This window comes from Pedobacter miscanthi (genome assembly GCF_032678605.1).
GTDB classification, from domain to species: Bacteria; Bacteroidota; Bacteroidia; order Sphingobacteriales; family Sphingobacteriaceae; genus Pedobacter; species Pedobacter miscanthi_A.
In genome coordinates this window covers 24,922-38,447 of the sequence record NZ_JAVTSU010000003.1, presented here as the reverse complement: position 1 = coordinate 38,447, position 13,526 = coordinate 24,922, and the positions used below count along the sequence as shown (strand labels likewise).

Here is a 13,526-nt window from a genome sequence, read left to right as displayed (position 1 = left end):
TAAATTGTGGCAAAAACAACTTTGGTGGGATTTTTGCAGAGCATCCAGGAATTTCAGAAACCAGCTATGAATAAAATATTTCACCTGTTATTGCCACTTTTTATTGTCACCGGAACCTGTGACGCCCAAAAGAAAGTATCATCTGCCATTAAGAAGCCTGCCCCACTTAAGATCAGAAAGCCCGCGCCCATGATAAAATATGAAGAGCCATCAAAAAAGAAGGCGGAAGTGGGTGAGCCAGCGAATATTGGCTCGAATGCGGTACATGCAGAAAAACGTAATGCCAAATTCAATCAATATTCCAATAATGCGGTACTGAGTGAAGATGATATTGTACTGAACAATCTGATCCTTAAAGTGGACACAGAAAAAAAGATCACCAGCAATGCTTTACTTATTTATGGAAGCAACGGAAAAATTTTCTCTTATGACCTGGATCAGCAGACTATAAACTGGCGCTATCTGGAAACGGGGATTACAAGCAGTGGCAGCAACAGGTTCAATGTAAATGGTGCCACACTCTATGTACCCTACATAGACGGCACACTAGCAGCACTTGATGTAAACACGGGTTCTGTTTACTGGAAAGACAAGATCGGCCTGCGCCGTGATAAAAGTTTACTGACCAGGCAGAATGCAACCATCAACAACGACCAAATTTTTATTGCCGCCAGAAACAGTAACCTTTATGCGATCAATAAAAAAAATGGCTCAATGGCCTGGAACTATGAACTCCAGTACGAATTTAATATTTATCCCCCTGTAATCATTGGAGATGGCATTTACATCAATAATGCCCCTTATATATATAAGTTCCAAGCACAGACAGGCAAACCCGCCTGGCAAAGAAACTTTACAAAGGCAATGTATGCCAGTATGGTGGCTGATGGAAAACGACTGTACGCTACCGACGAAAGCAATACCCTATATGCCATAAATCCCGATGCAGATTCTTCAATAGACTGGGAGTTTAAACTTTCCGATAACCAGTACGGTGTGGGTGAAAATATTATCATCGATAAAGGCACTATTTATATGGCCGGAAAAGCGAATCCCGACTCAAAGGCAACTTCTATATATGGCATAAGCGCGGCGGATGGAAAACAGCTATGGAAGACGGATCTTGCAAAAGACGAAGTGGTCAGCCTTAACATGATCGATGGCCAGATTTACGGATACATGAAGGACAACCTCTTTACCATTGATCCCGAGGATGGAAAACTGCTCCATAGTGTTAAGCCGCCGGAGGAACCAATTTCCAATATCATCAGGGAAACAGAGACAAGCCTACTATACTTAAGTCAAAATGGTTTGGTGAGGATTTCCAAAATTGATAAAAACTTCAAACTCATCCCGGTTTCCGAACTGAAAACAGAAGAACCCGAAAGTAAGGCAAATATCCAACTGGTTACCAAAGACAATTAATATCCAGATATACGATCAGTGCTTTGAAAGTTGATACTTCTGCGAAGAATATGTCCAGCTTGGCGTTATTTAAAAAGACATGCCATGCCAAGAACCTTCAATTTCAACGATATCAAACCGAACGCATCCTTCGGCTGTAAGTGTATTATAAAGTTCTTTTATTTCCATCCGTAACATGCCTCAATAAGTTGCGCGCCCGTGTTTCGTTAAAATATACAGCAACTTAATCCCATTCAGATCATCCAGATAAATAAAAGCGATCTTCTCCTGAAATACCAAGTCAATGTAAAGCCTGAACCGGACGAAATAACAATTGTAAAGAATACTTAGTATTAACAGCTCCCAACTGTAAAGACTTTTCCTGACGAGACAGCTGCTTTCACTCCTATTCGCGGAAAAATTATCTGACAAGCTGGATAATATTTTCTTTTTCTGAAATATGAGACAAAAGTGTATTAATAATTTGAAATGGATAAAAAGAACTCTATACTTTTCGAATAAATGAATAACGATGAACGGACTAAAAATACCATCTAGGCCAATTCAGGACTAGAACTGAAAATGGACTGTGAAAAATTTTAGCATTTATATCATTTGCGGGTAATCTGTGAAATATCCATCGTCAAGAAAACAATGTATTTTGGTGATACTTAACCGTAGTATAAAATATTCAATCATTATCTAAAAACGTCACTTGACAATGGAAAAACAACATGACCACCATCACGGCTGCGCACAATGCGCCTGTAACAACCCTGTCCTGGAAATTCTCAAAGAGGAATTGTTCAGCGCCGAAAATCTTGCAAAAATAAAACCTGGCCCTGGCAACAGCCCTGGGCAGGAGCCAAAGACACTTTTGATCTATGGGGGAATAATCCGTCCGATGATCGGAGGCTTAACCGAAACCGTTGAAGCGATCGGGATGTCGGGCGGAAATGTCGTAGTAAGTGGTACGCAGTCCAGTGTTTCAGCATATATGGACCAGAATTTTCCCTCGTCGTACCAGACCAAAGAATTAACTGGTACCCAGACCCTGCTTCCTGGGCTTATTGAGCCGCATGTACACATGGTACCTACGGCCATGATGAAGGAATGGGCTGATGTAGGTCCTTTCGAAGGCCAGAAGCTAAAGAAAAAGTATGATCTTGAGTCGATCACAGCGGTAATCAACAGGCACATTCCGGTCGATCCCAACTTTGTGATTTTGGGAAAAGGACTGGACCCTTCACTGATGCCCTTTTTGAACGATAATGGCACCCCCGAGCTGCTGACCATTGATAATACCGTTCTCGATGGGGTCAATACTGCAATCCCTATGATGTTGCTGAGCGCATCAATGCATACCCTGTATCTGAACACTGCGGGATTTAACTATGTTTATCAGAACAATCCAGAAATAAAGATAAGGTATGAATCGGTCGATGCCTACATTGCTGCTATGAAGGGGCAGTTACAGGAAAACAAAGAGATGGCACCCGCACTCGCCACCATCAAAGGACAGGTCTCTATAATGGCCGAAAACATCAATAGCTATCTGACCGAACTTTTTACACTCGCAAACAAACGGGGGGTCACTTTCATGTATGATGCTGGGCTGAATGACAATTTTTCGAAGTTACTGACCGGCTACGCAGCCACCTATCCCGAGCTTGTCAGGACGGGTGGCGCACTGCTTGTTTCCAACGAGAAAGAAGTGGATAAACTTGACACCTACAAACCGCCGGTAAGCTACAGCCCGGTTTACAAGGGACATATTAAGGTGGTTTCGGATGGTTCGAACCAAGGGCTTACCGGTTATCAGAGTACCCCTTATAACTGTGACCCTATCAATAATACGGGGATATTTAATTTTCCTTTGGCTAAGCCAGCGACAGATCTACCGCGGAAATACGGCGATCTGATCAAAAATGTGATAGCACTGCAATGGCCGATGATGATCCATGCCAACGGGGATCAGGCGGTAACATTTGCAATAGAAGCTTACCAGAACGCCCTTTCGGGATACAGTGGCCCTGAACGGCGCAACCGAATAGAACATTGCTCGCTGCTTACAGCTGAGCAGATTACCACGATGTACCAGATGGCGGTTTCACCAAGTTTTCTGATAGGTCACGTGGGTTACTGGGGTTATGCTTTCAGCAAAGTGATATTTGGCAGTACAAAGGCGCAGATGCTGGATCTTTGCGCATCATCCCTGGCTGCTGGCATGCGGATTACGCTCCATAGCGACAATGAGGTTAGCCCATTGGGGCCTTTAAGGATGATGGAGCAATCTATCACCCGGATAATGGAGAAGGAACCGGGAGAGTTGGTTTTAAATGCTGCTGAATGTTTGACTCCAGAGCAGGCCCTGATAGCAGTGACTTATGATGCTGCATGGCAATGTTACGCCGATCAGTGGGTAGGATCACTTGACACAGGCTACTTTGCCGACTTTGTTGTATTGGCCAAGGATCCGCTTTCCATGACCACCCCACAATCACAATATATGAAAATGCGGGACATTCCGGTACTGGAAACCTGGCTAGGCGGCGTGCAGGTACACCAGGGTCCGGATGATAGAGATCTATAAGATCAACAAATAACGATAAGACTTGACTCCGATAATGAGGCTGTCTCAAAAAGGCAGTCTCTTTTTTGTTAAAAAATAATAATTTTTCATCTATTAAATTTGGTTTATTGTACTGAATTTCAGATATTTAATTATAAATTCACGAAGACTCCTATGCCCATCGGCCAAACCGTTCAGCACATCAGGCAGTAGAAACCGCAATGAAACGGTGCTGGCGATTCGATTGAGCACTTAACTTAGACGTAAGCAAATTCTTTGATACGATAGATCATGACCTGCTGTTGAAAGCCATTAAGCGCCATACGTCCGAAAGGTGGGTCCTGCTGTACATTGAAAAATGGCTAAGAAAAAAAACTCATAGAGCGGGGTCAAGGGGTTCCACAGGGCTCGGTAATTGAGCAATCCTTGCCAACCTGTACATGCACTATGTCTTTGACGAATGGATGAAACGTAACTATTGGCACATTCACTATGTTATAGCTGGCATTTTAACCTTGGCTTCTGAAGGGCTAAGAAATCAACATGTTCATTTATGTCTAATTTTATTCTTTGACAGTATGAGTGTAATAAGCCAATTGTAGTGCCGGATTAGAATATATAGCTTAAACGAAAAATAACCATTGTCCCTCTAATGTCAAAAATACTTTCACCGAATTGGTTATAATTTAAGGAAGTCACGTTATAGGATTTTCTATTTAAAAGATTACTAACTTCCAGGCTCAGATCTAACCTTGGTACCAATACCCTGTATTTAAGGTTGCTGTTTATAAGAAAGAAATCTGAGAGGGTGTTATTTGCTAGGTTATTAACTGTGTATTGACTGATGGCTTCCCAAAAAAATCTTTCTTTTATATTGTAACCCAAGCTTAATGAATGGTTAAGTCGTTGTACCGATGAGGTGAACTGGAGGGCTTCATCGGCTTTTTGCTTAGTTTTTGATAATTGATAAAGAAAATTGTAGTTTAAGGTGAACCTGTTTAATATTTTTGAATCATAGCCAAAAGACAAATTTATGTTGTTATTGGCATATGGCAGTAATTGGTTGTTTAGGAACAGATTTGTTTTTAGGTTGCTATAATTTGCAGATATTTGTATCTTGGCCTTAAGATCAAAAAAATACTTACTGAAATCTAAATTGGCGGAAGTCCTGGTGCTTTTGTTTTTTAGAGGCACAAGTATTGTTTGCTGAATATCATTTCTTATTGAAGTAAATGCAATCGTGTTAGCCAAAATTTCATTATAATTGAATCCGACATTACTTATAGCCAAACTTATGGATTTTTCCAAGTGATACTTTACGCCCAGCCCCCAGCTTTTTTTTACCTGAAGGTCGGTATTGTTACTATTGAGGGTCCTATAGTTTGTTAAAATATTTCCCTTGTAAATACTATTAATATCCCCGACATTATTGGTGTAATTAAGAGTTGCATTGATGTAATTTTCATCGCTGGTTTTTAAATTTATGCTTGCATTCGGGTTGACTGTTAACTGAAGGAAATTACTATTGAGACTGTAGTCTGCCTGCTTATAGTAAATTTCTTGAAACTGAACAGGTGCTGTAAGTATGACCTGCCAGAGTTCTGTTTTTAAGCTTAGGTTTGGCTTAAAATAAATTTTATTATTTTTCCATTCGAGTGCATTGCCGGCATCTTCCTTATAGTCAGCCTCTTTATTGTCTAGTTCAACAATGCTGATCTTGCTGTTTAATTGTTTAATTTCATTTGAAATCCCTAACTGATAGCTTTGTTTAACATGGGTATTGGGGATAATTAAAGATGAAGAAATATCTGAAAAAAATGTAGGGATTTCAGATTGTTGTCTTAGGCTTTTGTAAGGCAGATTGTCATTGATGACTTGTGGATTTATCCCCTCATCGATAAAGAGATTCTGAGGATTGGAGAACAAATCCAGATTCCACTTCAGACTGAAAACCATGCCCTTTTTCAACCGCGGTATATAACTAAAACTGTTGGAAAAAGCATATTCTGTGTTGTCTAATACCTGGTTAAAGTCAAGTCCGTTAAATTTTAGGGGGGAGTGATATTGGTCCCGGCTTAGGTTGATGTTCGTACTATTATTAAAAAAAAGTTTTGCTGTATTTTTGCCAACCGAAAGTCCGGTATTTATCTGGGCTGTTTTCTGTGTAACAATCTGTTGTTCACTATACCCGATGGTATCTTCCGGAAGGTAATTTATGACATTACTTCTGTGAAATAGGGAATTTCTGTCTAAAAAACCCTGGATATTAACTCTTAACTGAATTTCCTTCTTAGTATTGACTAAGTTATTGAGGTTAATTGCTCCCGATTTATTAATATAATAACTGTTTCGAGGCAGATCCGGCATACCCGTTGTGCCCGCATTCGTAATAAAGCCAGGCTTTGAAAAATCATCGCTATTGAAAGATGTATTTGAACTTAATTTTTTAAAGTCATTTCTGTAATCTACGCCGGTATTGTTCGCCTTCAAACTGTTTAGTACTTTAATGGTCTTATTAAGCCCAATCAAGTTTACGGTGGCATCCAGTTTCGAGGGAATGCCAAGGCCAAGTGTTCCTTCCCCAGAAATCTTAAAATTCTTGTCATCCTTCAGCACTAAGTTCATTGATACATCATCAGTAAGTACTTTATCTTTGAGGACTTTTATGGGCTGGTGATTCTTTAGTACTTCAACGCTTTTGATCATATCTTTTGAGATGGATTTTGTCGCCAACCCATAACGTCCATCCATCAGATCATCTCCAGCTATAAACAAATTTGCTATGGCGGTTCCGTTAAATGATATTCTTCCGTCATTGTCAACAGTTACTCCGGGTAGGTGACTGATTACATCTCCGATGCTTCTATCTTCTGTCCGGGCAAAGCTATTCACTTCATAACTCAATGTGTCTCCACTTTTAGTGATGCTTGGTTTTCTTTGTATTTTAACTTCGCTTAACATTATTGGGTCAATTTCTAATACAAAATCATATTTTAACTTACCCGGCATGAATTGAAATCGCTTTTTTTTAAACCCAAGGCAAGCTGCGGAAACAAATAACGTAGCCTGCCTATTTAGCCCCTTTGGTAATGCCAGGCTGTAGGCACCCTTATCGCTGGTGTAACACGAGGCTATTATTAGGTTTTGTTCATTCTGCAACAATATACTCACGTTTGGGAGATATGTTCCACCAAAATCTTTCACCACACCGGAAATCGGTTGATCCTGCGCGTACAATCGATTGGTACAAATCAGTAAAAAACATTTTACCAGTAATACATAATATAATTTTGGTAAGAGCTTCATTATTTGCTTTGGTGGCCTTAAAGTTCGATAGGATTTGGAAGGAATTTTTTTGAATCATCACCACTATCTTCTTTATATTTTCTCACCTTACTAGAACCCACCGGCAGTTGGGACTGCATATAGGCATCAGGATTTTCTTGATATGCTTTTTTCGCTTTAATATAATCTTCTGTACTTATTTTTATCGGCTTTGATCCCAGTGGTTCAACTTTTTTGGCTGAATCGGTTTCTTTATTGATATCTTTAAATAGAAAGCGTACTTCTTTTTTGCTATCTTCTGCTTCCAAAATTAACCCTGGCAATCCCCACAGTTTAAAGGGACCATTCCGGAATGGCAAATCAGCTGCAAACCAGGCAGTGTAAGTCCTGCCGCCGAAATCACCAACAGCTTTTTGACAATCAAAATCACCTATTTTTTTTGTTTCCCCCACTATCTTCCAGTTAATTTTGGTAAGAGCGGTGTTTGTTGAATAATCCTTATTCCCAATGCTTGCATTTATATCCAGCCTATTTTCCGCTGGCCATTGAAAATAGGTCTCGCTAATAATACCACCTTCTTTATTTACTTTCACTATTGGGGTGCCGGACATCATTTTCATTCCCGGGGCTGCTTTGGGAATGGGTATGAGGGATCTATTATAAATTTCTGCCTTAACATACCTGCTGCTATTTTTACCAACAGATAAAACCATATCTGTTTTTGTAGGATTATCCCTGTCATTTAGATTGTTTATATGAACAACCTGATAGATAACGTTTAATACAATAGATTCTTTAGGATGGTTTTGTGCTTTTGCTTGCCAGGAAATGCTCAAAATAAGGGTGGTGATAAAAAAAATATGCTTCATAGGGTATAGTTATTTTTGTGTCTCTCTTATTTTTTGTAAAAATCGTTCTTTTGCTTCCGGAGACTTAAGGGGATTCCCCTGATATATAATCGTATTTTCTTGATCGGTAAGGACTGCATCCATTTCAGCACTCTTGCTGATCACATCGTTTTTTGCTGTAAAATCTCCTGTTTTATTTAGAAAAAACGGATACGGGAATTTTGCTATTGCCTTTTTCTTGATCAAGTATTTTATCAACATAAAATCATCGTCAGTATTTGCGATAATTATAACAGGTATATTTCTTCCTGCTTTGATCTGAGGCACGATAGCTGCCCATTTATTAACTTTTTCAATACAGGTAGGGCAGGAAAAATTTATGGAAACATAAATTTTAAACGGGCTTTTTGCAATTTGCGTGCTATCGAGCAGGTAGTTTTCAAATGGCGTATATACCACTAATTTTTCGGGAACGAATAAAGCTTTTTTGATGAGCCCCTGACCTGGTATATATTTTTGCGATTGGCCACAGGAAAATAGACACATTAGGGCCAGTATAAAAATACATTTGTATACATAACGGTCAACCATACTTATAGATTTAAATCGATTTTCTTGATGGATGAATCTTTTACCTCAAAGACATAGGCTTCTTTATCATTTTTTACTGTAAAACAGGAAATGTATGAAGGTAGGTTGATTTTTTCTATTGGCTTTCCATTCCAGTTATATACAAATATGGCTTTGCCGTAATCAAGATTTTCACTCATATGGTTATTGCCAGAATACAAAAGGTAAATGTACTGGTTCGTTACGCAACCGTTTACAAAAGCAAATTTTGTTTTTTCGTTTCTTTCTGCCCTGTAATTATTGGATCCCAATTTTGCCTCATTAAATTCGGGTTGATAATTTTCTGGTCCGGATATCACCTTGCTTTTGCCGGTTGATAGATTAAATATTTCAATCTTATCCGTAAATCTATATGCCGAAACAAGAGCCTGGCCTTTGGGTTGCAGAAATAAAAAATTCTCGTTCGCGTTTCGCCACGTTACTTGATTCACACCTTTTGGTGTTTCACCATAATTGCCCAATTCTTTAACAATCTTTCCGGTTGCGAGATTGATCAATTGTACTTTAGAACTTTTACTGTAATCACCATTGACAAATGCCTGAAGAGTATCAGCAAGCTGCATAGCATACATCAGGGCATTAATTTTGAACTCCTTGTTTTTATGATTTGCCAGAGTTTGCTTCAATGGTTGTACTGCAACTTTGCTGGCACTGATATCGTAAGCCCATAATAAATTGTTATTTAGTCCTGTAGCCAATGGACTTAGTATCTCGTTAGCTTCGCCCCCCATTTTGAACTGGCTATCCGCCAATTTTCTGGTTTTTAGATTATATATGTTAAAAAAGAAATTCTTAGCCGTCTGTTTGGTATTCCTGATCACCAATAAATCTTCGTACAGATACATTTTATTGGCTTGATTATTTGTCAAGTGCAGATAAAATTCAGGTTTTGAATCTACTTCCTGACCAAATTTATTAAATGAATTACTATTTTGAGCTGATGTTTTGTTGCCCGAGCAACTGCAGAAAATAATTATTACTAAAATAAAAGATAAATTTTTGAGCATAATTTTTGAGAGTAAGGTTAGTGTTTGAACATTAAAAAGCTGTCTCAGTATTTGACACAGCTTTTTAATTTTTGATTATGATGGGAAGTTCTATCCTCCAGTTGGGCCGGGAGGGGTTATGTAGCCGCAATCAGATCCTCCTGAATTGTTTGAGCAACTTGTGACACCCCAAAGTCCCCCACCTATCACAACAACGCAGTAGTCACTTTCAATACCTGTAAAACGACAGCCTGGTGCAGGTACAGGATCATCATTACCTTGAGCCATTGCTTGAAATGAGATCAAACCAGTTAACATGGTACTTGTAACTCCGGCTACAAGCATCAGTCTTTTTAAATTTGTAAGCTTTTTCATAAAATTTAATTGGTTTTTAAGTTAATTTATATAAAGAATTATGGTAAACAATTTGTTATATTTATTTATGCTATCATGAACAGTTTTTAGTAGCTTCCTTTTTTTCATCAATTAGCTCAGAGACTAATAGCTTCAAAAATTGATATCGTCAAAGCCTTGTTTTAACAGCAAGGTATAATACGATCAGATAAGAGCGCATCTTTCAAGATCGAGTAGCTTGAGGTTGTCAGTAAATTTCATTTATTACGCCAGTTTAGCGTTTAGAACTGTCTTTTTACTCCTATGTCTTGTATTTTTTTTAAAGTATTGAAGTAGATTTTCCTTGCCCTATACTGTATATGTGTTTTGTCAATTTTGTGGCTAAACCATATCAACTATAAACAAAGTTAACTTATGCTAAACATTTATTTAGCTATAAATTAACCGATGATAGTAGCTTTTTGTTAATATTAATTGAAAAGGCAACATTGGATGACGAATTATAAAGTTGGTATACTAAGCTCTGGAAATAATTGATTGCTTTTGGCAGTATGGCTTAGCTAGGATTGAATCTTGGTATCAGTTTGATTCTATTGTGCTGATCGTCAGTTTCTATTAAGATTATATTAATTAACTCAAGTTGTAAGTTATAATATTATTTTATTGACTGTAAAAGCAAAGATGAACAGTACTGCCTAATTTAAACGATCAAGATTGGCATTATACTCATTTTTCATTTGCTGAATGAGGGCAGTTACCATAATATCGTCTGTGTCTGAAAGGTACAGGGCTTCATTAGCCGAATAGCTGAAGAATTAATATTTGTAATACCTTACCTTTTGGCCAAATGTGCCCTCCACAAAAACTCAGGATGTATAAACACCATCCAGAAGGATTATGAAGTTGTTCCATTTGAAAGTTAATTGAAATTAGTTAATTTCCATAAAGAAAGGCATTAATTTTGATTCAAGTGACTCCATATTAACACAATCGCTTTACTAAGGATAAATAAAACCAATTCTAATCCCTATTTTTGAGAAATGAGTTTTTATCAAGGCACATTCATACTGTTCAAAATCAATGATTATCAGAAGACTTTTTACAATCACCTATACTTTGTTAACTTTCTTTACCCTACTTTTTGCGGGTAACTTATTTGCCCAGAAAAGCAGTCAGGAAGCTAAAGGGCAAGATGTATCGATACTTGCAGACTCGGCAACATTGACCAAAGGCGATTACCTTGCCCATCTGGAAAAGGTGTTCGAAACAGTTAACAAAGTACCGGTTACCGTTGCTTCTTTTAAGAAATTAAAGCCCATTGGGGCTCATTTAACACAAGATGAGGCAGCATTGGCCTTGCTAAAGAGTAGGTTAACGCAAAGCGACCGCAATTTAAACCTGCAGAACCTGCAAATGGACCAAACTTTGCTGGAAGAGCTTCGAAGTAACAATAAAGATTGTCTGGCAGATCTGGATGAGTATGAAAGGGACCTTCGGGCATTGAAAACTGAGATCCTTAACCTACGAAAAGATACGGTGCTGATCAAATTATTTACCTCGCCTACGGTTCGTGTCCTGTTCAAGGATCAGTTTGCCGAACTGGGAAAAAAACGGGTTGTAATGGATAGCCTGCTTAAGAACACGACCTTAACGATCAATAATTTCCAGGCGAGGACTTCAGCCAACCTGATCAACATCAAAGAGCTAATGTACCTTACTGATAACCAGTTAGAAGCGGTCAGCATAAAGGCTTTTGGCAAGGAACGCCGTTATCTTTGGGAATCGGTAAATAAAGCGGCCAATAAAAGTATGGGCTTCCGCAAGTTTATCAAAGGAGAACAGGAAATATCAGGCTATTATTTTGTTTACACCCGCAGCAGCCGGTTGCTTTTACTATTTACCTGCGCTGTATTTTTTTTCTGGGTGTTTTTTAATTTCAGGAGTGTGAAGCAGCGTGGGCGATTAGAAACCCTTGACGGCTTTTCGCTAATCAGTCCCCAGCCTTACCTGATTACTTTTATTACGCTATTTACCCTGGCCCCTATCTTCGACCTCAGGGCACCAGCACTGTATATAGAAGCGGTACAGGTGATATTGGCAATATTGCTTACCGCATTTTTCCGCAAAAAACTAGGCAAAAGATTATTTTACTATTGGTGCATTTTTGTAATACTGCTCCTTGCACCAGTTTTTCTCCGCCTTTTGGGCATGCCGCCAAGATACCAAAGGTGGCTCCTGATTTTCTTAACAGTGAGTTCGGTAGCCTACGGTGTTATGGTCTGGAAGATACTCGATGAAAAAACGAAAAGATACAGAATGATTGTAATCACAGGATTTATCTATACGGCATTTGCCATTATAGCTACTTTTTGCAATTTGTTTGGCCGTTTTACCTTAACACAGGTTTTTTATTCAACCGGGGTGAGTTCCTTATTAAATGCAATATCGCTTACCATCCTGGCCAAAGTGCTGGTAGAAGCTTTTTTGTTGCAGATGAAAAGCAGTCGGATCCGCAAAGGATTTCCTGAATATTTTGACTGGCAGCCGGTAATTGCCGGTTTGAAAAGGCTTACAGGCATTGGCGCAACCATCATTTGGTTTGTAATATTTACCACCAATCTGAATATTTTTAACGGACTTTACGAATCGGTGATGGAAATCCTTACCGAAAAAAGAATTATCGGCAGTTTCTCTTTCACTTTTGGAGGGGTGGTGCTATTCCTTGGTATCATCTGGATTGCCAATTTCTTACAAAAATACATTGCCTATTTCTTTGGCGATACAGGCGACGATAGTTTTGACGACAATAAAGGCGAACGATCTAAATTGCTGGTTACACGTTTGGTTTTACTCATTGGTGGCTTTTTAATTGCGGTTGCGGCCTCTGGTCTGCCTATTGATAAAATTACGGTGATTCTTGGGGCTTTAGGTGTGGGTATTGGGCTGGGTTTACAAAATATTGTCAGCAATTTTGTTTCGGGCATCATCCTTATTTTTGACAAGACCATTCGTATTGGTGATATTGTTGAACTGAGTGATAAAAAAGGTCGCGTAAAAGAAATCGGCGTGCGTGCGAGCACTTTGCTTAGCGATGAAGGTGCAGAAATCATTATCCCTAATGGAGCCATCTTATCCAACAACATCATCAACTGGACACTGAGCAATAACCAGATGCGGGTAAACATTTCATTATCAATCGCCAAGCCATTTAATACTACTGATGTGGTAAACCTGATCAGAGAAATTATTACCGAAAACAACAACGTTTTTATCAGCAAAGAACCCGTGATTATGATCAGCCCAGTGAGCAAACTAAATAGCAAAATCAATGTTTATTTCTGGTGCAAAGATATTTCAAAGGCCGATCTGACTAAAAGCATGATCAATGCGCAGATTTTTGAAACATTTGAACAGAAAGGGATTGAAATATTATAATCTGGACAGATA

At 38.8% G+C, this 13,526-nt stretch carries 8 protein-coding genes; 3 read left to right on the top strand and 5 right to left on the bottom strand.

The features are described from left to right. The first annotated feature begins 66 nt into the window (after window positions 1-66). Entirely contained in the window at window positions 67-1,425 is a 1,359-nt protein-coding gene (locus tag R2R28_RS05275) for a PQQ-binding-like beta-propeller repeat protein (RefSeq protein WP_316824661.1), read from the top strand. Between the two features lie 700 nt (window positions 1,426-2,125). Continuing rightward, window positions 2,126-3,997: an amidohydrolase gene (locus R2R28_RS05270; RefSeq protein ID WP_316824660.1), complete on the top strand. Its 1,872-nt coding sequence runs from the start codon at window positions 2,126-2,128 to the stop codon at window positions 3,995-3,997. Between the two features lie 588 nt (window positions 3,998-4,585). Here the strand turns inward: R2R28_RS05270 and R2R28_RS05265 are convergent. The 5 genes from R2R28_RS05265 to R2R28_RS05245 all read right to left on the bottom strand — a co-directional run bounded on the left by R2R28_RS05265 (window position 4,586) and on the right by R2R28_RS05245 (window position 10,100). Further along, entirely contained in the window at window positions 4,586-7,183 is a 2,598-nt protein-coding gene (locus R2R28_RS05265) for a hypothetical protein (protein ID WP_316824659.1), read from the bottom strand. A gap of 116 nt (window positions 7,184-7,299) precedes the next feature. Beyond that, window positions 7,300-8,130: a GLPGLI family protein gene (locus tag R2R28_RS05260; RefSeq protein ID WP_316824658.1), complete on the bottom strand. Its 831-nt coding sequence runs from the start codon at window positions 8,128-8,130 to the stop codon at window positions 7,300-7,302. Window positions 8,131-8,139: 9 nt separating this feature from the next. Next, window positions 8,140-8,700, bottom strand: coding sequence for a hypothetical protein (locus tag R2R28_RS05255; RefSeq protein WP_316824657.1), 561 nt, complete (start codon window positions 8,698-8,700; stop codon window positions 8,140-8,142). A 2-nt stretch (window positions 8,701-8,702) separates the two neighbouring features. Further along, a complete protein-coding gene (locus R2R28_RS05250) occupies window positions 8,703-9,746 on the bottom strand; it encodes a BF3164 family lipoprotein (RefSeq protein ID WP_316824655.1) in 1,044 nt (347 codons plus the stop codon). Window positions 9,747-9,836: 90 nt separating this feature from the next. Further along, window positions 9,837-10,100 carry a hypothetical protein gene (locus tag R2R28_RS05245; protein WP_316824654.1) on the bottom strand — a complete coding sequence of 88 codons (264 nt, stop codon included), beginning with the start codon at window positions 10,098-10,100 and terminating at the stop codon, window positions 9,837-9,839. A 1,059-nt stretch (window positions 10,101-11,159) separates the two neighbouring features. On the opposite strand from R2R28_RS05245, the gene R2R28_RS05240 reads away from it, so the two are divergent. Further along, window positions 11,160-13,514 carry a mechanosensitive ion channel family protein gene (locus R2R28_RS05240; protein ID WP_316824653.1) on the top strand — a complete coding sequence of 785 codons (2,355 nt, stop codon included), beginning with the start codon at window positions 11,160-11,162 and terminating at the stop codon, window positions 13,512-13,514. Window positions 13,515-13,526: the final 12 nt, after the last annotated feature.